A 25535-nucleotide genomic window follows, 5' to 3' on the forward strand; every position below is an offset into this window, starting at 1 on the left:
GAAAAAGATGTATCGTATAACTACATACAAAATATAATACGATACGGAGATGACATAATGGAAAACACGCCATTTCAAAAATTGCAAAGAGATTTAGAAATAGCAGCTACACATATGGAAAAGGTGCTCCCAAAGGAAGTGCTGGATGCATTCGAAAAATCGATTCAGGATTTACGTACATCTGATTCCGGTAGGGGTTTAAGAGCTGGAGTAAAAGCGCCTGACTTCACTTTAGTGGATTCTACAGGTCAAAAGATAACTTTGTCTGAAGAACTTTTGAAAGGGCCTGTTGTTCTGATATTTTACCGCGGTACATGGTGTCCATTCTGTAACCTTGAGTTGAAAGCATACCAGCGAATGAATGATGACATTAAGGCAATTTAATTGATTGCAGTTAGTCCTCAAACTCCAAACTATTCTGCATCTGTACAAGAAAAGAACGAATTAAATTTTCATGTTTTAAGCGACTTGCACAATAAAACAGCAGAACAATATAATCTTAAATTTAAATTACCTGAGTATGTATATCCTATCTACAGATCGCTTGATATTTCACTCGAAACATTTAATGGTGATCATTCTTGGGAACTTCCAGTACCAGCTACTTATGTAATTGATAAAGCAGGCATTATCCGTTTTGCTAGCGCCGAAGCAGACTATAAAAAACGCATAGAACCTAGTAAGGTGATGCATATTCTCCAATCACTTTAGCAGCATCTTCGAATTAAAAAATTATGATGAGATAGAAAACAGTCTCTCAGTTAGCCACATTCGTTTGGAATAATGAGGAGACGGACCAAAAGCGATTGATAGTCGCCAACTAATCAATAAAATAATCGTTTCCAGCGTTAATATTACTATAGATTGGACGTTTTTATCATAGCTTAAATCTATGTTGTAAAAACACTGCAAGTTGAGTGTATTGCAAAGCTTGCGTTAAGAAAATAAACAGTTAGAGCGTCTCAAAGTTTTTTGAGATGCTCTTTTATTTTAAATAAGAAAAAGAGCTTCTTGTGCAGAATTCAAGTCTCCCACCAGAGAATCAACTCTCCTTTCCCGTATACAAAAATGATTTCACTCCTTAAAACTACAACTTCAGAAGGTAGGTGTAGACTGCCTCTTGTATAGATAATCTCTCCTCTAGGTTCCTAATCCTCTTCAGAAATCAACGCTGGAAAAAAACTTATCATGCAGTTTTCCTAGATTGTCGTATTTTTTACTCTCTACTATGTAAAATATCAAAATTGTTAGCATTATTTTTACTTTTAGAGTTTCTTTTTATTTTAACAAGGTAAAAAAACCACTATCTTTTAAAGCATAATGCTCAGTCTCTTTATTACATTCAAAAGAATATGCAATAGCATTTTCATAATCAAACTCTAAATAAAATTTTAAGCTCTCAAAATTACACAATATATTGCTAAAGGTTTCAACACTTCCAAAATCTTTATTTTGTTTATATATTTCTATGGATTTTTCTAACGATTCTCTTAATATAGCCCTAGCTGTTTCTGTAAGTTCTTCTTTGTTAAAAGATTTAATCGTCCTTTGAGAACCATCTAATAAATCCATTATCTCACTGTCACTTAAAAGGTCTGAGTTACGCATAATTTTCAAGGAATCTCCTCCTTATTCTTAATTAATTCTCGCTTTCGCGGATATTTCACCCCATTCCGCGGGTATTCACTCTGCTTTCGCGGGTATTTCACTTCACTCCGCGGGTATTCACTCTAATTTCGCGGATATTTCGCTCCACTTCGCGGGTACTCCACACCATTTCGCGGGTATCACTATTGATCAAATGGATTCCCCCCCATTATGCGGGAATTCCATTTAATTCCTTATATATCTATCAACTATCTCATTGCTTTTATAATAGCTTATCTGTATAATATATTGTTAGGTGCCAAACCTACGTGGCATGGACTTAAACATCCGTGTCACACCGAAAAACGCCATTACAGCACGGATTTGCTGGGCGTTTTTTGTTTTATGAGCGGGAGATGAGCCCCGCTCTTTTATTTTTGCATATAAAAGCGACTATGACATTAAACCGTCACTGGTCGCTTATTTTTATGTTTCCCGAATACAAGTAAAACGATTGCCACAGTTAGTAAGAGCAACGACACAAGTAAAAGGAAGCTATAATTTTTTACAAACTCTAAATAAACCCCGCCTAAAAACGGTCCTGTTAAACTACCGATACTTAAGGCAATTCCACAAAGTAAGTTGCCAGTCGGTAACAGTTCTTTCGGCGTTAAATCCGCCATGTAAGTAATTCCAAGAGAAAACATCGAACCGACCAATGTACCTGCGAAGAAAAATACGATTGCTACCGCTAATGGTGAATGCTCTAAAAAACTAGCCACACTAAAAAGGATAGCTCCCCCAAATGCTCCAGTCATCAAGATATTTCGCCGTCCAATTTTATCGCCCAGTGCGCCAAGAGGAACTTGCGTTAAAATACCTCCAAAAGTAAAGACTGATAAAATAATGGGAATGATATCAACATCAAAGCCTTTACGCAAGGCGTATACTGGAAATAAAGCATTTAACGACGATTCTAAAAAACCGTAAACAAAAAGGCCTAAAAATGCAATCCACCCAAATACAATAGCCACCTTATAGCGCTTCCATCCTCTTGCATTCATATCACCAGTTAGACGCTCTGGCTTCTCGTTGCGTAATAAAAATACAAATGACCATGCAAATAAGCACATAATCGACGACACAATAAAAGGCAATGGTTCAGCAATCTGTATAAGCTTTACCATTAATTACCGCAAAGCCCGTACTAAAAGACAAACCATAAATAGCCATACCTTTACCTAAACTTTTATGATCGGCTGTGCTTGTAATCCATGTTTGAGTTGCATAATGTAGCGCATGATCGCCTACACCTATCAGCAAACGCAACACGAACCAAAATGTAACACTTTTCCATAAAGGAAATACAAGGAGTGAGACAAATACAAGTGCACCACCTATTAAAATAATTGGTTTGTAGCCCCATCTTCGTAAAGGTTGTTCGATAAACGGCGAGATTAATAAAGTTCCTATGTATAGACCTGTCGCATTTAAACCATTTAATGCAGAGGATACACCGTCACGTTCAAAAATAATAGAAATAAGTGGCAGTAGCATTCCTTGTGAAAATCCTGATATAGATACAATTAACACTAGGATTGCAAACCTTTTTTTGCTGTAATCTGAGAAGTAAGTCATTTTTTCCTCCAACATCAAGTCATCTTCCACATAACAGCATACCAAAAAGCCTTAGCGCTCACCACATGTGATTTTACGCTAAGGCTTAACTAACACTTATCTCCATTCAATTGTATAAACACGATTTTCGGCTTTTTATTTGCCGATTACTTGTTTAAACTCCCTCCTTTTCGAGTTAGAGTTCACCGTTTAGTACCATCAGCTCCTTTACTATTTCTTAAAACAACTTTAACATACAACATCAATATTGTAAATATTCTGTCTATTAATTTTTCAAAATAATCTCTAAGTCCTAGGTGTTTACCTAAGCATTGAAATTTAGTCCTAAATCAGCTACGATGTAAGGGACGAAATGAGGTGTATGTATGTCAAAGCCAATCACTGATAAAGAGCAACAAGTAACTTACTTAAAAGAACGTCTTGAAATGTTTTTAGAAGTATTAGATGCCATCGACCCAGAAACGACTGAATTACAGGATATTGATCGTCTAATTCAAATGATGGATGATTTAGAAGAGAAAATGGAGCAATTCAACGCTCGTGAACAATAATGACACGCAAAAGCAAGCGAGCAAATAATTTGCCCGCTTGCTTTTTAATGACAATCCCAATTATAAACAACCTGACTAAAATCTTTATTTTTAAGCTCTTCTTCTGTAATAAAGAAATTGCCAACACCGCAATCTCCCCACAGTATATGATCTCCTTCACTATCTATTTGCAATAACAACGTTGTTGAATCGTTATAATCGCCATAAGATCTAGGGTCATCCTGTGTAAAGAAAGGATATCCCCCTATTTTATGCCCAGCTCCAGATAATACATCATACAATACATCTGCTAATTCTTCGTTTTCTTCAATAACCGCTAAGAGACTTGCGTACTTTTCCTCGCTTCGAAAATCACCCATTGATAAAGGTTCAAATTTTGCTTTAAAGCTTAATGCCAGTTCTTTCTCTACAGGAAAATACATTTCTTCATCCTCATTTTCGATAAATGAGAAGTCTTGCACAAGTTGCGATTCATCATCGATGATTGTATCGTGGAAAATAACGCGAAAACCCGCTTGATTTTTCCCATTATCGAAATCCATCCCTAAGACATCATCATAACCATCAATATAGAACTGCAATATCCCCTGCTCTGGTAAATGAGGCACGTGCTTAGGAACATCCGCAAAATTAATTTGTGCTAAAAGCTTTAATGGTTGCTGTTCCTCGTTTTTAGGATATTCCATAGTCAGTGGAAAATATGGATTCCCTGCTAATTTACTTGCAAATAAAGTCGTTTCCTTTTCATGCGCTTCCATTACAACAACAGGACTCATTGTTCCTTCTATTATATTTCGATATGGTTCAACTTCCTTTGGTAACTTCAACGAATTTGTTTCTGACATGAAATATCCTCCTTGAATTAAAGTTAATTCCATTATAGAACAAACGTTCCTAATAAGCAATTACTCTCTTTAAACATTTAATGGCAAATTACGAAACATTAGAATTCTATAGTTATTCGCTAATTCCTACTACAATTACATGCACTCTTTTTTTCATTAGTGGAAAAGAGTATAATGGTTCGTGGAAATAATTAAATTTTCTATGGGGGGCAATACCAAAATGAATCTTCAAACTTTGGAGAAAAGTCTATATGATTTAATTACAGAAACGTCAACAAACTTACCAAAAGACGTACGTCGTGCCATTAAAAAAGCTAAAGAAGCTGAAAATGCAGGCACTCGTGCAGCAATGAGTTTGGAAACAATCTCTAATAATATTATTATGGCAGAAGACAATGTATCACCAATCTGCCAAGATACTGGTCTACCAACATTTAAAATCTACACTCCTGTAGGTGTAAACCAATTAGAGATTAAAGAAGCAATCAAAAAAGCAATTAACGATACAACAGCCGATGCAAAATTACGTCCAAATGCTGTTGATTCTTTAACTGGCGCAAACAGTGGCAACAACCTTGGTGATGGACTACCAGTTATGAAATTCGAGCAATGGGAAAAAGACTATATTACGATTAAACTAATTCTTAAAGGTGGCGGCTGTGAAAATAAAAACATCCAATACAGCTTACCATGTGAGTTAGAAGGTCTTGGTCGTGCTGGTCGTGACTTAGACGGTATCCGTAAATGTATTCTACACTCTGTATATCAAGCTCAAGGTCAAGGCTGTTCTGCAGGCTTCATCGGCGTAGGTATCGGTGGCGACCGCTCTTCTGGTTATGATTTAGCAAAAGAGCAATTATTCCGTCATGTGGAAGATACGAATGCAAATCCTGATCTTGCAAAATTAGAAGAATATGTTGTAAAAACTGCTAACACTTTCGGTATTGGAACAATGGGCTTCGGCGGTGAAGCAACTTTACTTGGTTGTAAAATTGGCGTTATGCACCGTATTCCTGCATCATTCTACGTATCAGTAGCCTATAACTGCTGGGCTTACCGTCGTATGGCAGTTGATATTAATCCAGAAACTGGCGAAATCATTAACTGGCACTATCAAGAAGGCGAAAAAATTACATTTAAAGATGAAGTTGCTGCAACAACAGAAGAAACTTCTACAAATGTTGTAGAACTAACTGCACCTATTACAGAAGAACAAATTCGTTCACTTAAAGTAGGTGACGTTGTATCTATTACTGGTCGTATGTACACTGGTCGCGATGCAATTCACCATCACTTAATGAGTCATGATGCACCAGTTGATCTGAACGGACAAGTTATTTATCACTGTGGCCCTGTAATGGCTAAAGATGAAGAAGGTAACTGGACAGTGAAAGCTGCTGGCCCAACTACTTCTATCCGTGAGGAGCCATATCAAGGCGATATCATGAAAAAATTTGGTATCCGTGCTGTAATTGGTAAAGGCGGTATGGGTCCAAAAACACTTGCTGCTTTAGGTGAACACGGTGGGGTTTACTTAAATGCAATCGGTGGCGCTGCTCAATACTACGCAGACTGCATTAAAGGTGTAGATGGTGTAGACTTAATGGAATTCGGTATTCCAGAAGCTATGTGGCATTTAAACGTTGAAGGGTTCACAGCCGTAGTAACAATGGACTCTCACGGTAACTCGCTTCACGCTGATGTAGATAAATCTTCTCTAGAAAAACTTGCCCTACATGCAGAAAGAGTTTTCTAAGCCAATAGCATATTTTTAACGAAAAGATTTACCTTTAACGAACACAAAATATAAAGGCACAGAATATTCCTAGTGAATATACTGTGTCTTTTTCTTCGCTATATAAACCCCTCTTTTTTCTTGAACAAGCTCACTATTTTATCAGTATATTGATTTGCAACTCCTCTAAACCAAATATTTCAAAGGACTTTTTATTCTATTTTAAATTTATTCCTTTCTTTTTCCAAACAGCTTTGTTATAATAATTCTAAATTAAGAAGGACTTGAATGAAAGTGGTTATCAACTACAGAAACGCTTGTTTTTCTTTAATTTATAAGGTTTTTGATATTGATTTTCATTATCAGGGGGGATTTAGATGGAGTACTCTAATCGAGAAAATGTTGGTTTAATTGAGAATATCAAAGTGCATGCAGAACTAATTGCTGCTATCATGGCTGGTTTATTTATTTTGCTTGCATGGCGTTTAGATACAAATGATCAAACAACGGCTTCAGTTCTTTTATATATTGTTGCTTTTTGTGTTGGAGGATTTGCAAAAGCAAAAGAAGGCATCGAAGAAACAATAAAAGAAAAAAAATTAAATGTAGAGTTACTAATGATTTTAGCTGCGATCGGCTCAGCAGCGATTGGCTATTGGACAGAGGGAGCCATCCTTATTTTTATCTTTGCTGTCAGTGGCGCTTTAGAAACATATGCAATGAACAAAAGTCATCGCGAAATTTCTGCTCTCATGAATTTACAACCTGAGGAAGCTTGGTTAGTACGTGGCGGTTTTGAACCGATGAAAGTCGCTGTCTCAACACTAAAAATTGGAGACCATTTACTGATTAAACCTGGTGAACGTGTCCCAGCGGACGGTATTATCTTTAAAGGACAGTCTTCTATCGATGAATCTGCTATTAGTGGTGAGCCATTACCGATTGCCAAGTTTGAAGGTGACGAAGTATTTGCAGGGACAGTTAATTTAAATGGCGCGATTACTATGGAAATGACAAAACCGAATTCCGAAACATTATTCCAAAAAATTATTATGCTTGTGCAAAATGCTCAAAGTGAAAAATCACCTTCACAGCAATTTATCGAAAAATTTGAAGGTACTTATGTAAAATTAGTGTTACTATCTGTTGCACTTATGATGTTCCTTCCTCACTTTTTAATCGGTTGGGACTGGACGACTACGTTTTATCGAGCAATGGTACTTTTAGTAGTGGCATCTCCATGTGCACTAGTTGCATCCATTATGCCTGCCACATTAGCAGCTATTTCGAATGGCGCGAAAAACGGGATACTATTTAAAGGTGGCTTACACCTCGAGCATTTAAGTGCGTTACGTGCATTAGCGGTCGATAAAACAGGAACTTTAACACAAGGTAAACCAGTCGTAACAGACTTCATCGTACGTGATGGCTTAAATCAAGAAGAAACATTAGCTATTCTTGCGGGTATTGAAGCACAGTCAAACCATCCATTAGCACAAGCGATTACTACCTATGCTAAAGCACAACACATATCTCAGTTTGCACAAGCAACGATTGAAGATATCCCTGGTTGGGGCATGAAAGGCTTTGTCAATGGAACAGAGTATCTAATAGGTAAACCAGATTTTGTTGGAAGTGAAGAAGCTAACACCTTCGCAAATAACGCATTATCAAAGCTTTCTGCTGAAGGTAAAACAGTAATCTTCATACGTGACAAAGAAGGTATTGTCGCACTTGCTGCGTTAAAAGATACTGTTCGTGATGAAGCAAAAAAAGCTGTCGCATTGTTAAAAGAATTAGGAATTGATGTCATTATGCTTACTGGCGATAATGAGAAAACGGCTAAAGTGATCGCAAAAGAGGCAGGCGTTACTGAATATGTGGCAGAATGTCTTCCTGAAACAAAAGTGACGGAAATGAAACGCCTCCTCGATCAACATAAATACGTAGGGATGGTTGGTGACGGTATCAATGACGCACCAGCATTAGCAACAGCCACTACTGGTATTGCAATGGGAGAAGGGACAGATGTTGCCTTAGAAACAGCAGATGTCGTATTAATGAAAAATGATTTATCTAAAATTGCCTATGCGGTTCGTCTTTCTCGCAAAATGCAACGAATCGTGAAACAAAATATCTTCTTCTCTATCGGTATCATTGTTTTATTGATTGCCTCTAACTTTTTACAAGTTGTCGATTTACCACTAGGTGTTATCGGTCATGAAGGCAGTACAATTCTCGTTATTTTAAACGGCTTACGAATGCTTAATAAAAATGTATAAAAAAGGTGGTCTCATACCGAGACCACCTTTTAAAGTGTCGATAAACCGTCGATTTCCGTTCCAGGCGCTCCCTTTCCGCAGAAAAAGTGCCAGTCACTCACACAATTTACTATGCATTTTACGAATTAATCCACGTAGACTCCTGCGGGAACAGCACGAGTTGTAAGACGCAACAGACCGCGCGATAGCGAGGGTTGCGGCTTACACTGTGCCCGCGGAAAGCGTAGTGGATTTTTACGCTATAGAAGCAGAACTCTATACACGAAAAAAGTCCTCCCGTAACGAAAATTATCAGTAGTTAAATGTACAAATGCTGAAGGGTGATCTCAAACTGAGACCACCCTTTCATTATTTAATAGCACCTTCCGCTTTAAGCAATGCTCTCTTTTGCATCGTGGCATTTAAGACACCACCAAAAATTAAAATCATCCCTGTAAAATACAGCCACAACATTAATATAATAACGCCACCAATACTACCATATGTAGCAGAATAGTTTCCAAAATTACTAATATAGAAAGAAAAACCATATGTCACAAGCAACCATGCGAGCGTCGAAAACATTGCGCCTGGCCAAACACCCATTAATTTCAATCGAGGTGTCGTATTCGGTACTAACCAGTAAATTGCCATCAACACTACAAATATAAGTAATGGTGGCATCGACCAGCGAATATTGCGCCAAAGGGATTCAAACTCATCTTCAATACTAACGATTGAAAATAAAAAATGACCAATTTGCTGTCCAAAAACAGGTAATAAAAGTGCCACTGCTATTACAATTACTAAAGCTAAAGTAAATACAAGAGAGAGCCCTCGATCTATAAAGCTCACCCTATTTTCGGTATCGTACGCTTTATTTAAAGCTCTTAATAACGCATTGATTCCTTTTGACGCAGACCAGATCGTTCCAAGTACCCCAATTGATAATAGGCTGCTATTACGGTTCGTTAGCACTTCATTTAATGTACTTTCAATCAACCTGTATACTTCATCAGGCATTAAATTAACTAAAAACGAATACACTTGCGTTGTTTCTAAATTTAAATACGGCAATAGCGTTACAAGGAAAATGAGTAGGGGGAAGAAAGATAGCAAAAAGAAATAAGCAAGTTGCGCCCCAAGCGCCGATATTTCAACGCGTTGTATGCGAAGCATTAAATCTTGGATAAAGCCTTTCGATGTCATCACATCTACCATATCTTCATTTGGCGAAAAAAATGCTTTTACTTCCGCAAATGAAGAACGTATGGATGCCTTTTTCTTTTCCATTTAATTCCCTCCTTGAACTACAGCCTATTCTTTTTCTGGTGAGGTAAAGGCTGTTTTTGTATCGCTAATCATGCCTTGAATAGTGGAAGGTAATTCTTTAAATTCATCGACTTTCTCAGCTATTGTATTGACATTTTCTGATACGCTATCACAAAGTACTTTAGCTGCGATTACCTTTTCCTCAATTAAATCTTGTAGTTCATTACGATGCGATGCGTAATAGGATACTGCTTCCTTCATTTTTTTAGTAGTAGCGACCGTTTTCTCTCGTGTAGTACGATCAAACATGCTTAATGCAGCACCTACAGCAGCACCTACGACGATGGATGCTAATAATTTACTTTGTCCCATATTTTATATACCCCCTGCTTGTGTAATGTTTATTCCCTATTTTCTTATAATTAAACAGCTTACTGCCCTTATTCTACCCAATTACAGTCTATTTTTAAAGCAACGCCCAATTACAGTGTTGACATTTTTTTTATTCAATGAAATGATATTGGCTAGGATTATGAAAGGTAGGTTAATTGAATGGATTTATCTATATCGTCAAAAGAAAACGTTATTTATATGGTCGATCAAATGAAAGATAAGCTTCGCATGGTCAATGTAGATGCCATGAAATCAGAGAATTTTGATGAAGCAAATTATGAAGATTTAGTCTATCTATACGAAATGGTTATGAAACGTGACACATTTAGCCCTAGTGAAATGCAGGCTATCGTTGCTGAATTGGGCTCTTTACGCAAATAATAGCAATGCCCTGTAACTTTACCTCTCTACATTAAAAAAGCTATTAGCAAGGACCTTTAAGTCATTTGCTAATAGCTTTTTCTTTTGACTACTGCGTATTTTTCGCAGCAGAGCCATCTTCAGCAACAAGTGGTTGAATTAATACTTCCACACGACGATTTTTCGCGCGCCCTTCAGCCGTATTATTCGGTGCAATGGCTTTATATTCACCATATCCTTTTGCACTAAAATAAACCGGATCAAGTTTTGAATTACTATCCACTAAAATTTTTAAAAAGTTCACTGCTCGCATTACCGATAATTCCCAGTTTGAAGCAAACTCAGGACCTGTTTGCGGTACGTTATCTGTATGACCAGTAATGACAATACTACGTGCTGGGTCAGACACTAATACGCCTGCAAGTTCACTAGCAATTTTATTATACTCAGGTTTAATAGTAGCTCGTCCTGGATCAAACAAAATGCTATCGCGAATAGTAACAAGTAAACCTTCATCTGTCATTTCCGTTGCGAATTGACCTTCCATCTCATTGACTGCAATAAAATTATCGACACTATCTTTAATTTCAGCTAAATCCTGTTGATCCTTTAAATACGCTGAGTTTTGCTGTGGCTGTTGTGGTGTTTGATCATTATTTGCATTTGGTGTTTGCATTGGAGATGGTTGTTCTAAGAAGCTCGTCCCACCATCAAATACTTGATTAAACACTGCCGACATACGATCTAATTTTTCTTGGTCAACTGAACTAGATGCAAAAAGTACGATAAATAACGCCAATAATAACGTTAAAATATCAGCATATGGTACTAACCAAGACTCATCAACATGTTCTTCATGCTTTTTTTTCTTAGCTTTCTTTGCCAAGGCCGCCCGCCCCGCTTTCACCCGAAATTTGACGACGCTCTTCCATCGTTAAATAAGAAGATAATTTTTGTTCAATAACACGTGGCGCTTCCCCTTCTAATACAGAAAGAATGCCTTCAATCATCATACGTTTTTGCTTTACTTCAACTGCTGATTTACGTTTTAACTTGTTGGCAAATGGATGCCATAGTACGTAACCTGTAAAGATACCTAATAATGTTGCCATGAATGCAGCCGATATGGCATGTCCTAACTTATCAATATCATTCATATCTGCTAACGCTGCGATTAACCCTACTACCGCACCGAGTACCCCTAATGTCGGAGCATATGTACCTGCTTGTGTAAAAATGGCTGCACCACTTGTATGTCGGTCTTCCATCGCTTCTACTTCTTCCGTTAATACATCACGGATATAATCGGCGTTTTGACCATCGATTGCTAATGTAAGACCATTTTTTAAAAATGGATCTTCAATTTCTGAAGCCTTACTTTCTAAGGCTAACAATCCTTCACGACGTGCTAAATCAGCCCATTGTGAAAACATCTTAATAATTTCAATATCATCTGCTAATTTTGTTTCTTTAAAAAGAATTTTAAATAGCTTTGGTACCCGCTTTAGTTCCTTCATAGGAAAGGCAATTGTTACAGCTGATATTGTACCGAAGATGATAATTAAAATAGCCGCTGGATTGTAAAAGGCACTTAAGTTTACACCCTTTAACACCATCCCTGTTAACAGTGCGATAAACGCTAAAATTATCCCTACTACTGACGATAAATCCATTTTAGAACCTCCAAATCTTCTATACTTACTTATTTTCGTCCTATTTTCCATATTTTAAATAAACATATTATATAGTATAAATGTATTTCACTAATTTTTCGATGAAATAAATGCTTTTTATTCACATTTCGACCATATTTGATTATATTGAATTAAGAATAATACACGAAATTGTCTTTTATCGAAAGGAGTTAAGAATTTGTTATTATCATTTGACACAAAATTACTAAGATATGCCGAATTAGCCGTGAAAATAGGAGTAAATATCCAGAAAAATCAATTCCTTTATGTGAGTTGTTCGACCGATAACTTAAAATTAGCTGAAATAATTACTAAAATTGCTTATGAAAATGGTGCAAAACAGGTTTTTGTTGATTTATCAGATGATCGACTTGTGCGCACACGTTATGAAAAAGCTCCAAAAGACTCATTTGATTTTTATCCTCCATGGAAAATTCAAGAGCGTGAATGGCTTGCAGAACAAGGTGCTGCCTTTTTAAGCATCGTTTCACAAAGCCCAGACCTTTTAAAGGATATCGATCATGAAAAAATTATGACTTTCCAAAAAGCCTCAGGTCAAGCACTCGCTAACTACTATACTATGATGCGAGCAGATAAATTTAGCTGGACAGTTATTGCTGCTCCTTCTAAACAATGGGCAGCCAAAGTATTCCCTCAACTACCAGAAGAACAGCAAGTAGAAGCATTATGGGAAGCAATCTTTGCTGCTACACGCACAGACCAAGATGAACCGGTCAATGCTTGGAAAACTCACGACGAACAGTTACATAACAAAGCCGACTATCTAAATAAGAAACAATTCAAGTTCTTGCGCTATCAAGCTCCGGGAACAGATTTAACGATTGAGCTACCAAAGAAGCATATTTGGACAGGTGGCAGTAGTGTCAATATATATGGCAATGCATTTATGGCAAATATGCCAACAGAAGAAGTTTTTACAGCCCCACTCAAAACAGGTGTCAATGGCTTTGTCTCAAGTACAAAACCTTTAAGCTATAGTGGAAATATTATCAATCAGTTTACATTAACATTTAAAGATGGTCGTATTGTCGATATACAAGCACAGCAAGGACAAGATATATTAGCATCCCTTGTTGCAACAGACGAAGGTGCACAGTATCTTGGGGAAATAGCACTTGTTCCCCACCAATCGCCTATCTCACAATCCGGATTATTATTTTACAATACATTATTCGATGAAAATGCCTCTAATCATTTAGCTATAGGCAATGCCTATTCCTTTTGTATAGAAGGTGGTAAAGAAATGTCAGCAAAAGATTTGCTGTCTCACGGTCTAAATCAAAGTTTAACGCATGTTGACTTTATGATTGGCTGTGCTAATATGGATATTGACGGCATTGCTGTTGATGGTCAAATCGAACCAATTTTCCGCAATGGCAACTGGGCCTTTTAAGTAAATAGTCAGTCCTATTACTATTATTCTAGGCTAGGTATCTTATGGATGTCATAAATTATCCTTACATTTTCCTAGCAACCTATTGTATAATTAGAGTAGTTCATATAGTAGATTATTTAAGTAGAGAGGAGCTTTTATAATGTTCATTACAACTGTACTTGGCTTTTCAGCCGTACTATTAATTTCTATGGGATTCTTTATCCACTATCTACAAGTTGGTTTAGATAGCAAATCTTCTGTAACTGTAGATCCACAACCAAAAGAAAAATATTAATCATATAAAAACAGCTACTTTATGTAGCTGTTTTTTTCGTTTATAAATATGTCATAGTAGATTCGCTAAATAATTTACCAAACTTCTTTTTTTTTCATAAAAATTGCGCGAATATTGTCATTATTATTTGCATATTTACATTTTTGCTCTAAAATATTTCATTAGGGAAGGGAGCAAACTTTCATGACAATGTTAAAAGATATTTTACAGTTTAATGAAGATTTCGTTCAAGAAAAAAAATATGAGCCTTTTATTACAACGAAGTACCCAGATAAGCGCATCGTTGTCTTATCTTGTATGGACACTCGCCTTGTAGAGCTATTACCTAAAGCGATGAACTTAAGAAACGGCGATGTAAAAATTGTAAAAAGTGCTGGTGCTTTAGTAAGTCACCCATTCGGTGCAGTAATGCGTAGTTTACTCGTTGCGGTTTATGGACTGCAAGCTGATGAGGTGTATGTAGTTGGGCATTATGACTGTGGTATGAGCGCAGTTGATCCAGATGCAATGCTTAACCAAATGGTAGACCGAGGTATTAAAGAAGAAACCATTAAGATGATGGAGTACTCTGGTATTGATTTAAAAGATTTCTTACGCGGTTTCGGTGATGTCGCGACTAGCGTGAAGAAAAGTGTCGATACAATTCGTAATCACCCGTTAATGGTTGATAGTGTGCCTGTTCACGGTTTAGTTATTGATCCAAATACTGGTCGCCTTGATTTAATTGACGACGGTAGTAAATAAAACGTTAACGCCAAAGGCATCGTTTTTGGCAGAAAAGCTTTCTATATAATTAAAAATGTGTCTATCGTATCGAATGATAGACACATTTTTTAATGCTTTCGCAAATTATATCGCTGTAAATAATGTAGTAGACATTCCTTTTATTGAACATATCTTGCGTTTCACACAATAATTAGGTAAATTTATGTAATAATACTATAAAAAGTAAACAATAATTGGAGGACAATATGTATACTTATCATTCGATTTCAGCAGAAGTTTATAACCTAGATAAACCAATCGGCACATCATTCGGTGATGTCGAATATTATAGCGACAGACTTCAGCATGTCAAAGGAAAAATATTAGAACCAGCTGTTGGAACAGGACGTATTTTAATTCCTTTACTTGAACAAGGTTTTGCTATTGAAGGCTTTGATTTATCCGAGGAAATGTTAGACTACTGTCGAGGCAATCTAAAAAAGGCACAGAAAGAAGCAACTATTTATCAAGCAAATATGGAGACATTCCAATCAGATCAACTTTATGAAGCAATCATTATCCCTACTGGAACATTTTTATTAATTACTGATGATGAAAAAGCTATGACTAGTCTATCTAATTTTTATCATCATTTAGAACCAAATGGAAGATTGATAGTCGATATATTTTTGCAACCAGATTTTCATGAAGGTAGCTCTCAATATCGAACGTTTACAAATAAGCAAGATGAATTGATTACATTGCAAATAACACAATCTGCAATCAATTATATTGAACAAACGACAACTACCCACCATCGTTATGATAAATGGAAAGAAGGCAAATGTATCGAAAGCGAATTTGAAATTTTTACCTTAAAATGGTATGGAATTCAAGAATTTAAAAGGCTTTTAATGCAAATTGGCTTTAAAGATATCGTTATTTCATCGGATTATTGTTATAAGCAATATCCTACAGACCGAAATCAAACCATCACCTTTGAAGCTGTTAAATGATTTTGCTAGTTTAGGTTCTAAAAAATGATAATGTAACAAAGGTGTTAGTACAATTAACGAAACCTTAGCTATTCATTCTTTAATTAGAAGTAAGCATTAATTGTTGGTAGCATAGGCGGTGACTCCTGCCCAGAACGCACACTGCGTAAGACGAGGGCATTCTGCGCGCAAGCAGAGGGTTGTGGGTTACTGTGCTGAGCGGAAAGCACAGCCGAAGCGGACAACAATGGCGCAGCAAAAAAGTGTTAGATTGATAGCAGTCATCTAACACTTTTTGCACTTTATTATAACTCGTTGTGTATTCATGATGATGGCTCTAGGCGAGCATACATATAATGATCTACCCATTGTCCATTGATATACAATAATTTTCTTAATAAGCCTTCTCGTTGAAATCCTGATTTCTCCAACACCCGAATCGAAGCGTTATTTTCAGTCGATACATACGCCTCCACACGATGTAGCCCTATTTGTTCAAAGGCAAATTGTACAACCAATTCTACTGCTTCTGTTACAATTCCTTTTCCTATATAGATTTCATCCATCGCATAACCAACAAAGGCACTTGAATACGGTAAACGTTTGATAGCATACAACGCGATGTGACCTATTAAATTATTTGTACCTTGCTCATATATGCCGAAAGTAAATTCTCTCTTTGAGCTCATTAAATATAAACTTTCTTGAATTTTTTTATACTGTGCATCAACTGTATAGTATTCAGGTCGCTGTAACGGTTCATATGTAGACCAAAAATATTTGTTTCGACTTACAAGACCCGTTAAACTTTGTGCATCTTTTTCTTGGAATGTGCGAACGTAGCATTTCTCCCCCTGAATCGAGACCACATTTCCACCCTTTTTCCTTAATAAATTCCAAATTTTTAGCACCATTTCTCTCCACAAGCCTTCCGATAATTGTCAGTACATGTTCATTGTATGTAAAAAAAGATGCTGCTACAACCAAAACAGCTCCTGTCTTGTTATCACAGCATCAATCATATTATTTATTTATTTTTCACTTGTTCTTTTGATTGGATTTCTAACAGTTCCATACTAGATGATTCTGCATCCTCTAATTGGGACTTGTCTAAAACATTTGTTAAATGTAAACCACGCTTTTGCGCCTCGCGTTCAATATGTGCAAGCGTTTCTTGTAGCACTTGTACACGTGCATGTTTTTTATCGTTTCCTGCTACCAAAACCCATGGCGCATTTTTCTTGTCTGTTTTTTCAAACATATCATTCGCTGCTGCGATATATTCTGGTGTTTTTTCGCGATTTCTCCAGTCCTCATCTGTTAACTTCCATGATTTATATGGATCTTGCGCACGCTCATTAAAGCGCTTCAATTGCTCTTCGTCTGACACATGTAACCAGAATTTTATAACAATGTAGTCTCCAGCCGTTAAAATCTTCTCAAAGTTGTTAATCTCCTCATACGCGCGAGACCATTCTTCCTTATTTGCAAATCCTTCGATACGCTCTACTAGCACTCGTCCATACCAAGAGCGGTCGAAAATGGCAATCTGACCATGCTGCGGTAATTTTCTCCAAAAACGTTGCAAGTAGTTATAGCGTAATTCGTGAGGCTGTGGTGCTGAAATTGGATGAACAACGTAACCCCTAGGGTCTACCCGTTCAATAAGACGTTTAATGGCGCCTCCCTTACCAGCAGCATCCATTCCTTCAAATACTAGAATAAGTCCGATTTTATTATTTAGTAAAAATTGCTGTGCATTTAACATTTCATATTGGAGTACTTTTAATTTCTTTTTATACATTTTTTTATCTAGTTCAATCGATAGGTCAAGATTTTTTAGATTTTGGGTCATTAAAATTCCACTCCTTCAAATTGGATATTTCTATTGTACTAAAGAAGTATTTGGATGCATATCCAAATGGTAAATTGTAGATAATTTCAACAAATTCACTTGATACATTGTAAGGATTTTCCGCTATAATAAAATAGATATTCTGTGACAGTCCTATACTTATTTGTCTTTTCCCTATACAATTTAACACGAAGGGAGAGGAAACCTTGCCTAAGTTTATTTTAATGACAATAACGTATATTGTCTCACTCATCCTAACCTTTTCATCCTATTTTATAAAAATAAATGGTCAATCTTCGTTAGAAATCTCAAATCGTTTTCCCGTAATGTTTGCACCTATTAATATTAGTTATATGATATGGATAGTCATTTACATTTTGCTCGCTTATTGGTTAGTTATGAATTTTAAAAAGACAACTATAAAACAGACTGTTCTCTTTAGCAATGTATGTATTTTACAAGCGATTTCTATTTTATTTTGGCATTATGAATTATTCATAGTATTTTTCATCTGTACAGTAATGTTAGTACTATACTTATTTTTCCTTTACAATACGTACTCACATTCCAATAATGCATTATCTGGCCGCCTTCCGATTTCACTTTACTTTGCTTGGTCTACATTTTTATTGATGACAAATACGAGTTTTACGTTAACTTCTTATGAATGGAATGGCTTTGGTCTTAGCAATCCACTTTGGGCAGTTATTTTACTGACAATTGGTGTCGTGATTGCCTTACATATACGTTATCATCATTTTGATATTGTCTATCCTAGCGTTTTCATTTGGGCATTCGTTGGCATTGCATTTCATAATCATCTTGACGAGTTGCTTGTGACGACAGCAGCCTTATTTTTATGTGGGGTACTTGTTGTTGGTATTCTATTCGTCAAAAAAAAACCTGCTTACCAAAAATAAATCGGTAAGCAGGTTTTTTATTTCGTCTTATTGCTCATCTAATGAAGTTAAAATGATTGGTTTGTCTTTTGTTACAATAATCGAATGCTCAATTTGGGCAACTAAAGATTTATCAGGCGTGATAAATGTCCAGCCATCACCAGCTTCAACGATATGCTCTGCTTTTGCTGAAATAAATGGCTCTACAGCTAACACCATGCCTTCTTTCATAATTGTTGAATCCCACGCATCATAATAGTTTAAAATGTGGTTTGGTTCATCATGCAATGAACGACCTAATCCATGACCCGTTAAGTTCATAATAACTGTTAAGTCATTGGCATAAGCCTCACGCTCTACCGCTTTCCCAATTTGGTTTAATTTCGAACCAGCTTTTACTTTTGTCATTGCACGATCAAAAGCGCTTTTTGCTACGCGGCAAAGTTTTTCTTTATCCTCATAACCTTCGCCTACTACAAAAGAAATACCTGTATCTGCAAAGTAACCATTTAAAGAGCCAGATACATCAATATTAACAATATCTCCCTCTTTAATAATACGTTGTCCTGGAATACCATGGGCAACTTCTTCATTGACACTAATACAAGTGTAGCCTGGGAAATCATACTCTCCCTTAGGACCTGAAATAGCTCCTGCTTCAGCAAACATGCGTCCTGCAATTTCATCTAATTCAAGTGTTGTCACACCAGGTTTTGTAGCTGCTTTCATCGCCTCACGAATTTCCGCACAAATGCGACCAATTTTTTTAAAGGCTTCAATTTCTTCTTGGGTTTTTACAATCATTTTTAACGTCCCTTTCATCTAATATCTACTCTTTAATATAACATAACTTTTTATGTGCATAACGCCAAAAGCTTTAATTATTCTATGCCAATAGAATTTCATAAGTGCTACTCATAGAAAAAACAGACGATTTTAAAAGTCTTTAGACATTAAAACAGCCTTTCTCTACAGTTCATTTAAACTGATTGTTCTCGATATAAAAAAAATAGTATACTAAGTGATTCTTAGCATACTATTTCCATTCATTTATAATTTTCGTTGCATTAATTGTGGCGCTGCTGTAAATAATAGAACACCGACAATAGCTGTTAAAATAGTTGCTGGTAGCATATATGTTCCATTATAAATAATTGAATAAATCCATGCATTTTGATCGCCCGCATACTCCGCAAAGAATACTGCACCTGCAATCGTGTGTGCAAGATAGCGTAAAAAACCAGCTAACACTGTTCCCATCACTATGTACAGAGCCATTTTCTTTTTGTTGAGTGCTGTTGCGGCTTTTAATACAGGTTCACGAACGATTGCCGCTAAACCTACTACAGTAAAGGCTACCCCATAATCTAGTAATCCTTGAAGCCAATGCACAATATAAGCACCAAACATTGTTTGTAGCACACCAATTAATAGACCTGTTGTAAGCCCTGACAAAAGACCCCAACGAAATGCCATTAAAATAATTGGTATCATGACTAAACTTACCGAGCCACCTTGTGCCCATACTTTAAAAGAAACTTGATCGAGCACAAGCCCTACCGCTGCAAAAATTGCAATCTCCACCAGCATGAGTAATCTTTTTTTGTCCATACTATTATTCTCTCCTTTGTTCCGATGTAGGATACAAGAGCAGGAATAGAAAACAATTATTTGGATGTGCACCTCAATCCGGCATAAAAAAACGATGCCAGGACAGAGCCTCACATCGTAAAAGTGTCGGTTTCTATCCACATCCCTACGCAAGTGTTAACTTACAGGTTCAAAGAGTAAAGGCATTACGTGCCCAGTCTCAGCTGACATCATCAGCTCCCCTTGTGGTCGTTACATCTCATTTTTATTGAACACCCTCATTGTACGCAAACACCTTTGGTATTACAACCTTTTCCTCAATTATTTTTTTGAAACTTTTACGCTTTCTATGCGTAAATATTAAAAAGGGAGGAACAATTATGGAGAATCAAAAAGTTTTATCTGCGTTTAGTTATCTCAGTGTTTTTATTGCACCATTTGTCGTTCCATTAGTCGTTTACTTTGTTTCAAAAGATAGTGAAGTCAAAAGACATTCCATTCGAGCACTTATTTCTCACTTGATTCCGTTAGTCTTGGGTATCATTTTCTTTGCTATCTCTATATTTTCTTCAATGTCATTGAACACGTTTGATCCTTCTTCAAATGGGAATACATTCATTATCATTTGGTTTGCTTCATTTGCAATTTATTTACTCGTATCATTAGGTATTGTTATTTGGAATATTGTGCAAGCTGTACGAGTTATACGTTAAAATTTAGTACTAAGGAGATGTCGTATTCATGAAAGTATCAAAAGTAGTGAAAACCGCTATAAAATTTGCACCTATTGTCATTCCTATTGTCAAAAAAGTAGTTGCTGCAAAAAAAGGGACAACACCTTACGTATCAACACGCAGAAAATAGGTGCACTGACTTCTTTTAATTGTTTGAGTGACTGGCACACAAAACCCACTTACACCACACAGTGCAAGTGGGTTTTATTTAGAATTGTTTGGGTGACTGGCACTACTTTACTTCAAAGTGTGTTGTACTATGCCCACTTAACGTTTTTTCAACATGTAAAACGGCTGGCATTGCGGCTTTTAACTCGGCTACATGTGAAATAACACCAATCATTCTTCCTGAATCTTGTAAATCAATTAACGTATCAATTGCTTTATTTAACGCTTCCTCATCTAAAGAACCAAAGCCCTCGTCGATAAACATCGTTTCAATCTGAATATTTCCTTGGAAGCTTTGAATAACATCTGCCATACCTAATGCAAGACTTAATGATGCATTAAACTTCTCCCCACCAGATAATGTTTTTACATCTCTTAATTGGTCCGTATAAGCATCATACACATCTAACCCTAACCCACTTTGCTTGGCATGCTTCTCCAAGCGATCAGAGCGCCGCAATTCAAACTGTCCATTTGATAAATGGAATAAACGAAGATTGGCTGCTGCTGTAATCTTATCTAAATAATTGATTTGAATATAACGCTCAAATGACAATTTCTTGGGATTTTGACCATTCAACACGGTGTAAAGTTCTTTTACACGGCCAGCTTCTTTTTCGAGTATCCGCATTTCCCTCGCCGTTTCATCAACTTTAACAATAAAGTCAGCACATGCTGTTGCATAATTTTTCGTCTGTTGCAATATTTTAAATGCTTCTTCAGATGTAGCTCGCAGCATCTCAAGCTTGTCTTCTAATATCGTTAAATTTTGCTTCTCTTTTCCTTCAAGATGTTGTGCTCCATCTAAGATTTGTTGCTGTAAAGAGTGCTGTTGTAAAGCGTAATCCCGGCACGCTTTACGTAATTCCTCGATTTGTACAACACTTCGCTTTGCCGCCGCATATGCTTCATATGTTGTAAAACCTACATTGTTCATGCTTGTGACAAATTGTTCTCGTTTTTCATTCAGTTTGTTTTGCAATTCCTCATAGGCTTTTTTTGCCAGTTCTTCTGCTATAGCTGCTTTATGTGACGCTTCTTTTGTTGCTTGTAGATTATGCTGGCTCGCGTTCCATGCTGCTTGTAATGCATTCTTTTGCGATTTTATATCTTCCATTGTTTGCTTTAATTGTTGCAATGACTTTACATGTTCAGGAATGTACTTTTGTTGTTCTTCTACAATTGCTTGCTGTTTAATTAATTCTTTCGACTGCTCGGCAAAATAGTGCTCTAACTGGACTTGTTTGTGTTGTAATTGTTCATTTCTTGCCAGTTGCTCTTTTAGCTTAGTCCGTGCGATAGATAGTTGATCGTTAACGATTTTTAAAACAGTAACTTGTTGCTCAATGAATTGTAATGAAGTTGTAAGATCTACTCGATCAGCTAGTGATATATGGCTAGCTTCTACCTGTTCAGCCACCTCTTGAAGCAATTGCTTTGTTGTTTTGACTGTTGCTTCTTTTTCGTAATAATTTCTCTCATTTGCATGAGCTGTCGCGCGGATTGTTTCCAGCTCCACTTCATCCACGACTGCTAGTGGCTCACTATGTGTTAATTGGTGTGTTGTACTGCCACAAACTGGACAAGCATCGCCATCTTTTAACTTGGCTGCTAAAATACTTGCCTGACTGGTAATCCATTGTTGTTCCTTAGTCTGTAGCGCTTTATTACTTTCTTGATAGAGCTGTTGCGCCCTTTGAAACGCTTGCTCAGCTAGCTCACTCGCTTGCTCATATTTTTCCAATTGAGCTAATAATGTGACTTGTTCTTTAAGCTTAGGAAGTTGTTCTAAATAACCCGCATAGGGCTCCATTTGTTTTTCATATTGCTCAATGGTTGTTGTTAACTCTTGAAGTTGGGTTTGCTCTTTTTCTAAAATGTTTAGATTATCTGCTACTGCACGTTTAGCATTATCAACAAGTTGTTGCGTTATTTCTAGTTGTTGCTGATTATGCTCAAATGCCTCAAACTTTGGTAACAGCGCTAATAGCTGCATTTCTTGTTGCAATATTTGCTGACGCACTGGTTCTTTCGCTTCTTCCTCTGAAAATAATTGCTGGGCTATTGCTAGTTGTGCTAAAGCGTTTTGATGATTTATTGTCGCTTGCTGATAAAGTTGTTCCTTATGATTTTGTTCTGTCCGTAATTCTACACACTGTTGTTCAAAAGTAAGAAGACGCTCCGCTTGTTCAGCTAATTGTATTTCCTGTTCCTTCGCTGTATATAAATGTTGTTGTTGTAACAGCATTTGCAAATGGGCTTGTCGTTGCTCCTGTTGTTCGAACTGCTCGTTCAGCGCTTTCGCCATACTGTAATATTCTTGTTCCTTTTGATGATGCGCATAGGCTTCTTCATAGCGAACCTGTTCCGTTTGGATACTAGCATTATAAAAGAATTGCTCTTCTTCAAGGGCATTTTTTAGTTGATGCATATTATCCGTATTATTGCTTATACAAATAAATAGTGTTGATGACCGTTGTGGTAATGCACCTGCAATTTGTCCAAGTAAATGTTCTTTCAATTGCTGGGCACGCTCGACATCCTTTTCTGCTTCTTTTCTTTTGATATCTAGTTTTTTGGTCATTGCATTAAAACGATCTGTTTTAAAAATTTTACGTAAAATGACTTCTTTATTGGAGGAATCAGAAGTTAATAATTTGCGAAATTCCCCCTGGGGCAACATCACAATTTGACTAAACTGATCTTTTGTTAGCCCTATAATTTCAAGCAGTTTTTTATCTACTTCATTTGTTTGCTGCTTCTCCACTATACTAAAGTCAAATTTACCATCCTTTATTTCTGCTAATTCAACTTTTCTTCCAGTGACACTTTTATTTTTTGCTTTAATATGACCTGGTTGGCGTAAAATGTGATACACTTTACCGCGCATTTCAAATACCAATTCTACTGCGGTGTAAACATCATCCGCAGCAAAGCCACTCCGAAGCATAGCTGTATCCTGACGATCTTCACCACTTCCTGCACCATACAACGCATAACAAATCGCATCAAAAATCGTTGTTTTCCCAGCGCCTGTTTTGCCTGAAATAGCAAATAAACGGTACTCTCCAAGCTGTTGGAAATCAATCACTTCTGTATGTTTATATGGACCGAAAGCAGTAATCGTTAACTTGAGTGGTTTCATCGCACTGCCTCCCGTTCCTCATCTAATAATTCTTGTAGCATCTCTAAAAACAAACGCTCGGTTTCTGGATCAGGTTGATCGCCCAAAACATCTGCATAAAATCCACGAAACAAGTCAATATCCTCTACTTTTTCCGTTTCAACAGCTTGTATTTCTTGGGCTACTTGTATTCGTGATGCTTTACGTTCAATATGCATTGCATGTGGAAAAACAGTACGGATTCGCTCCATCGGTGAGGCTACAGGTGTCGTGTCTGTTAATCGTACAAAGACATAATCATCACATGGTGGTAGTTGTAATAAATCATCCATGAAGCCTTCCACCACTCGTAGATCACGTCTTGGCACAAGCTTGCGTTTGTTAACCTCTACATGTCCATTAGCATCTAGCTCTACAATTAAAAAGCCTTTCTCATGCAAATGTTCCGACAACGAATATTTCAACGGTGAACCTGCATAACGGATTGTGTTATTCAGTACAAAGTGAGCTTTATGCAAATGGCCGAGTGCCGTATAGTTGAAATGTTCAAATAGGGCAGCGTCCACGCAATCTGACCCACCGATGGATAGCGGCCGTTCCGAATCACTTGTATTATCTTCTTCAAAGCCATATTTCGTCACAAAAGCATGTCCAATAAAAATATGCCGCTTTGTTGTATCCATCGTTTGTTGAATATGTGCGATGATTTTTTGCATTGCATCTTGATGTGACTGAATCGTATCATCTTCTAAAATAGTGCGTACGGAGGCTGGTTCTGCATATGGCACTAGGTGAAAATGCACCTCACCGAATTCATCTGTTAGAACGATTGGTGAATGTTCTTTTGTGAATTGCCCTACGATATGTAACCCACTATCTCGCATAAGACGACTACCAAAATTTAATCGTCCTGCACTGTCATGATTTCCGGCAACTGCTAACACCGGAATTTTCTTTTCAAGTACAATTTCTGCGAAAACATCGTTTAATAAGTTAACGGCCTCTACAGGTGGCATTGAACGATCATATAAATCGCCTGCTACAATAATTGCATCAGGTTGTTCTTCTTCAATCGCTTGCAAAAATTGCTGTAAAATATAACGCTGATCCTCGGTCATATAGATACCTTGTACAAGTTTTCCTAAATGCCAATCGGCTGTATGGAATATTTTCATTGTCTATGCACCTCCTGTTTTGTTTTGCTTTTCTTTTATTTTATCATGCATGCAACTATATTCCTTTTTGGGTGACTGGCACTCGTTAAATTCAGAATTGTTTCGGTGCCAGACACCCGTTAAATTCAGAATCGTTTGGGTGACTGGCACCCGCACAAGGCACACAAACAGTGGCACTAAAAAAGTATGCTAAGTTGTTTAAATTGCTCCTAATAGGTGGCAATTTATGTACTTAGCATACTTTTGTTCTTGGTGTTTTTCCA

23 protein-coding genes, 2 pseudogenes and 1 riboswitch are annotated in these 25535 nt (G+C 36.8%); of the genes and pseudogenes, 12 read left to right on the plus strand and 13 right to left on the minus strand.

The features are described from left to right. Window positions 1-114 precede the first annotated feature (114 nt). Window positions 115-711, plus strand: a pseudogene (locus tag LO754_RS20275) (peroxiredoxin-like family protein). Between the two features lie 567 nt (window positions 712-1278). Here LO754_RS20275 and LO754_RS20280 read toward each other — a convergent pair. Continuing rightward, window positions 1279-1617, minus strand: coding sequence for a hypothetical protein (locus tag LO754_RS20280; protein WP_231785155.1), 339 nt, complete (start codon window positions 1615-1617; stop codon window positions 1279-1281). A 431-nt stretch (window positions 1618-2048) separates the two neighbouring features. Beyond that, window positions 2049-3225, minus strand: a pseudogene (locus tag LO754_RS20285) (MFS transporter). A 365-nt stretch (window positions 3226-3590) separates the two neighbouring features. Between LO754_RS20285 and LO754_RS20290 the strand changes: the two are divergent. Further along, window positions 3591-3776, plus strand: coding sequence for an SE1561 family protein (locus tag LO754_RS20290; RefSeq protein WP_024364537.1), 186 nt, complete (start codon window positions 3591-3593; stop codon window positions 3774-3776). Between the two features lie 44 nt (window positions 3777-3820). Here LO754_RS20290 and LO754_RS20295 read toward each other — a convergent pair whose 3' ends face one another. Then, window positions 3821-4621, minus strand: a complete 801-nt coding sequence (locus LO754_RS20295) for a YwqG family protein (RefSeq protein ID WP_231785156.1) — start codon at window positions 4619-4621, stop codon at window positions 3821-3823. Window positions 4622-4841: 220 nt separating this feature from the next. Here LO754_RS20295 and LO754_RS20300 point away from each other — a divergent pair, with 220 nt between their 5' ends. After that, on the plus strand, window positions 4842-6377 hold the full coding sequence (locus LO754_RS20300; RefSeq protein WP_024364535.1) for a fumarate hydratase: 1536 nt from the start codon (window positions 4842-4844) through the stop codon (window positions 6375-6377). A gap of 356 nt (window positions 6378-6733) precedes the next feature. Next, window positions 6734-8638 (plus strand): heavy metal translocating P-type ATPase, encoded by a 1905-nt coding sequence (locus LO754_RS20305; RefSeq protein ID WP_024364534.1) that lies wholly within the window; start codon window positions 6734-6736, stop codon window positions 8636-8638. Between the two features lie 348 nt (window positions 8639-8986). Here the strand turns inward: LO754_RS20305 and LO754_RS20310 are convergent, their stop codons facing one another. Both LO754_RS20310 and LO754_RS20315 read right to left on the minus strand, forming a co-directional pair. Then, the gene (locus LO754_RS20310; RefSeq protein WP_024364533.1) at window positions 8987-9910 is read right to left on the minus strand and encodes a YihY/virulence factor BrkB family protein; all 924 of its coding nucleotides are present in this window, start codon (window positions 9908-9910) and stop codon (window positions 8987-8989) included. Between the two features lie 24 nt (window positions 9911-9934). Continuing rightward, complete coding sequence (locus LO754_RS20315; protein WP_024364532.1) at window positions 9935-10261, minus strand: YtxH domain-containing protein; 327 nt, start codon at window positions 10259-10261, stop codon at window positions 9935-9937. A gap of 180 nt (window positions 10262-10441) precedes the next feature. On the opposite strand from LO754_RS20315, the gene LO754_RS20320 reads away from it, so the two are divergent. Continuing rightward, the gene (locus tag LO754_RS20320) at window positions 10442-10663 is read left to right on the plus strand and encodes a DUF1128 domain-containing protein (protein ID WP_024364531.1); all 222 of its coding nucleotides are present in this window, start codon (window positions 10442-10444) and stop codon (window positions 10661-10663) included. A gap of 88 nt (window positions 10664-10751) precedes the next feature. Here the strand turns inward: LO754_RS20320 and motB are convergent, their stop codons facing one another. Further along, on the minus strand, window positions 10752-11528 hold the full coding sequence (gene motB / locus LO754_RS20325; protein ID WP_024364530.1) for a flagellar motor protein MotB: 777 nt from the start codon (window positions 11526-11528) through the stop codon (window positions 10752-10754). Continuing rightward, complete coding sequence (gene motA, locus LO754_RS20330; RefSeq protein ID WP_024364529.1) at window positions 11512-12315, minus strand: flagellar motor stator protein MotA; 804 nt, start codon at window positions 12313-12315, stop codon at window positions 11512-11514. The genes motB and motA overlap by 17 nt, the downstream gene beginning before the upstream one ends. 199 nt (window positions 12316-12514) lie before the next feature. Here motA and LO754_RS20335 point away from each other — a divergent pair, with 199 nt between their 5' ends. The 4 genes from LO754_RS20335 (at window position 12515) to LO754_RS20345 (ending at window position 15748) form a co-directional block, all read left to right on the plus strand. After that, on the plus strand, window positions 12515-13750 hold the full coding sequence (locus tag LO754_RS20335; protein WP_231785157.1) for an aminopeptidase: 1236 nt from the start codon (window positions 12515-12517) through the stop codon (window positions 13748-13750). Between the two features lie 142 nt (window positions 13751-13892). Beyond that, window positions 13893-14027 (plus strand): hypothetical protein, encoded by a 135-nt coding sequence (locus LO754_RS23550; protein ID WP_255313775.1) that lies wholly within the window; start codon window positions 13893-13895, stop codon window positions 14025-14027. Between the two features lie 183 nt (window positions 14028-14210). Continuing rightward, window positions 14211-14771, plus strand: coding sequence for a beta-class carbonic anhydrase (locus tag LO754_RS20340; protein WP_024364527.1), 561 nt, complete (start codon window positions 14211-14213; stop codon window positions 14769-14771). A 227-nt stretch (window positions 14772-14998) separates the two neighbouring features. Continuing rightward, a complete protein-coding gene (locus LO754_RS20345) occupies window positions 14999-15748 on the plus strand; it encodes a class I SAM-dependent methyltransferase (RefSeq protein ID WP_024364526.1) in 750 nt (249 codons plus the stop codon). 302 nt (window positions 15749-16050) lie between these two features. Here the strand turns inward: LO754_RS20345 and LO754_RS20350 are convergent, their stop codons facing one another. Both LO754_RS20350 and LO754_RS20355 read right to left on the minus strand, forming a co-directional pair. After that, a complete protein-coding gene (locus LO754_RS20350; protein ID WP_051147783.1) occupies window positions 16051-16641 on the minus strand; it encodes a GNAT family N-acetyltransferase in 591 nt (196 codons plus the stop codon). A gap of 113 nt (window positions 16642-16754) precedes the next feature. Beyond that, complete coding sequence (locus LO754_RS20355; RefSeq protein WP_024364524.1) at window positions 16755-17582, minus strand: polyphosphate kinase 2 family protein; 828 nt, start codon at window positions 17580-17582, stop codon at window positions 16755-16757. 206 nt (window positions 17583-17788) lie between these two features. On the opposite strand from LO754_RS20355, the gene LO754_RS20360 reads away from it, so the two are divergent. Beyond that, complete coding sequence (locus tag LO754_RS20360) at window positions 17789-18502, plus strand: hypothetical protein (protein ID WP_024364523.1); 714 nt, start codon at window positions 17789-17791, stop codon at window positions 18500-18502. Window positions 18503-18529: 27 nt separating this feature from the next. On the opposite strand, the gene map is transcribed toward LO754_RS20360, so the two are convergent. Both map and thiT read right to left on the minus strand, forming a co-directional pair. Continuing rightward, window positions 18530-19285 (minus strand): type I methionyl aminopeptidase, encoded by a 756-nt coding sequence (gene map, locus LO754_RS20365; RefSeq protein ID WP_024364522.1) that lies wholly within the window; start codon window positions 19283-19285, stop codon window positions 18530-18532. A gap of 246 nt (window positions 19286-19531) precedes the next feature. After that, window positions 19532-20092 carry an energy-coupled thiamine transporter ThiT gene (gene thiT, locus LO754_RS20370; RefSeq protein ID WP_024364521.1) on the minus strand — a complete coding sequence of 187 codons (561 nt, stop codon included), beginning with the start codon at window positions 20090-20092 and terminating at the stop codon, window positions 19532-19534. Between the two features lie 125 nt (window positions 20093-20217). Beyond that, window positions 20218-20325: riboswitch (TPP riboswitch) on the minus strand. A gap of 126 nt (window positions 20326-20451) precedes the next feature. Here thiT and LO754_RS20375 point away from each other — a divergent pair. Beyond that, the gene (locus tag LO754_RS20375) at window positions 20452-20784 is read left to right on the plus strand and encodes a magnetosome magnetite crystal formation protein family (protein ID WP_029747430.1); all 333 of its coding nucleotides are present in this window, start codon (window positions 20452-20454) and stop codon (window positions 20782-20784) included. A gap of 28 nt (window positions 20785-20812) precedes the next feature. After that, complete coding sequence (locus LO754_RS23555) at window positions 20813-20935, plus strand: hypothetical protein (protein WP_255313776.1); 123 nt, start codon at window positions 20813-20815, stop codon at window positions 20933-20935. A 102-nt stretch (window positions 20936-21037) separates the two neighbouring features. Here LO754_RS23555 and LO754_RS20380 read toward each other — a convergent pair whose 3' ends face one another. Together LO754_RS20380 and LO754_RS20385 are read right to left on the minus strand one after the other, a co-directional pair. After that, a complete protein-coding gene (locus tag LO754_RS20380) occupies window positions 21038-24118 on the minus strand; it encodes an AAA family ATPase (protein ID WP_231785158.1) in 3081 nt (1026 codons plus the stop codon). After that, a complete protein-coding gene (locus LO754_RS20385) occupies window positions 24115-25272 on the minus strand; it encodes an exonuclease SbcCD subunit D (RefSeq protein ID WP_024364518.1) in 1158 nt (385 codons plus the stop codon). Before LO754_RS20385 ends, LO754_RS20380 begins: the two co-directional genes overlap by 4 nt. Window positions 25273-25535 lie beyond the last annotated feature (263 nt).

It is taken from the genome of Lysinibacillus sp. GJ-1, from assembly GCF_021166035.1.
Taxonomy (GTDB): Bacteria; Bacillota; Bacilli; order Bacillales_A; family Planococcaceae; genus Lysinibacillus; species Lysinibacillus sphaericus.

Excerpts from the sequence above, each read along its gene's own strand:
- LO754_RS20290 (WP_024364537.1), top strand. The coding sequence starts at position 3,591 with ATGTCAAAGCCAATCACTGATAAAGAGCAACAAGTAACTTACTTAAAA.
- LO754_RS20295 (WP_231785156.1), bottom strand. The coding sequence starts at position 4,621 with ATGTCAGAAACAAATTCGTTGAAGTTACCAAAGGAAGTTGAACCATAT.
- LO754_RS20300 (WP_024364535.1), top strand. The coding sequence starts at position 4,842 with ATGAATCTTCAAACTTTGGAGAAAAGTCTATATGATTTAATTACAGAA.
- LO754_RS20305 (WP_024364534.1), top strand. The coding sequence starts at position 6,734 with ATGGAGTACTCTAATCGAGAAAATGTTGGTTTAATTGAGAATATCAAA.
- LO754_RS20310 (WP_024364533.1), bottom strand. The coding sequence starts at position 9,910 with ATGGAAAAGAAAAAGGCATCCATACGTTCTTCATTTGCGGAAGTAAAA.
- LO754_RS20315 (WP_024364532.1), bottom strand. The coding sequence starts at position 10,261 with ATGGGACAAAGTAAATTATTAGCATCCATCGTCGTAGGTGCTGCTGTA.
- LO754_RS20320 (WP_024364531.1), top strand. The coding sequence starts at position 10,442 with ATGGATTTATCTATATCGTCAAAAGAAAACGTTATTTATATGGTCGAT.
- motA (WP_024364529.1), bottom strand. The coding sequence starts at position 12,315 with ATGGATTTATCGTCAGTAGTAGGGATAATTTTAGCGTTTATCGCACTG.
- LO754_RS23550 (WP_255313775.1), top strand. The coding sequence starts at position 13,893 with ATGTTCATTACAACTGTACTTGGCTTTTCAGCCGTACTATTAATTTCT.
- LO754_RS20340 (WP_024364527.1), top strand. The coding sequence starts at position 14,211 with ATGACAATGTTAAAAGATATTTTACAGTTTAATGAAGATTTCGTTCAA.
- LO754_RS20345 (WP_024364526.1), top strand. The coding sequence starts at position 14,999 with ATGTATACTTATCATTCGATTTCAGCAGAAGTTTATAACCTAGATAAA.
- LO754_RS20350 (WP_051147783.1), bottom strand. The coding sequence starts at position 16,641 with ATGGTGCTAAAAATTTGGAATTTATTAAGGAAAAAGGGTGGAAATGTG.
- LO754_RS20355 (WP_024364524.1), bottom strand. The coding sequence starts at position 17,582 with ATGACCCAAAATCTAAAAAATCTTGACCTATCGATTGAACTAGATAAA.
- map (WP_024364522.1), bottom strand. The coding sequence starts at position 19,285 with ATGATTGTAAAAACCCAAGAAGAAATTGAAGCCTTTAAAAAAATTGGT.
- thiT (WP_024364521.1), bottom strand. The coding sequence starts at position 20,092 with ATGGACAAAAAAAGATTACTCATGCTGGTGGAGATTGCAATTTTTGCA.
- LO754_RS20375 (WP_029747430.1), top strand. The coding sequence starts at position 20,452 with ATGGAGAATCAAAAAGTTTTATCTGCGTTTAGTTATCTCAGTGTTTTT.
- LO754_RS23555 (WP_255313776.1), top strand. The coding sequence starts at position 20,813 with ATGAAAGTATCAAAAGTAGTGAAAACCGCTATAAAATTTGCACCTATT.
- LO754_RS20380 (WP_231785158.1), bottom strand. The coding sequence starts at position 24,118 with ATGAAACCACTCAAGTTAACGATTACTGCTTTCGGTCCATATAAACAT.
- LO754_RS20385 (WP_024364518.1), bottom strand. The coding sequence starts at position 25,272 with ATGAAAATATTCCATACAGCCGATTGGCATTTAGGAAAACTTGTACAA.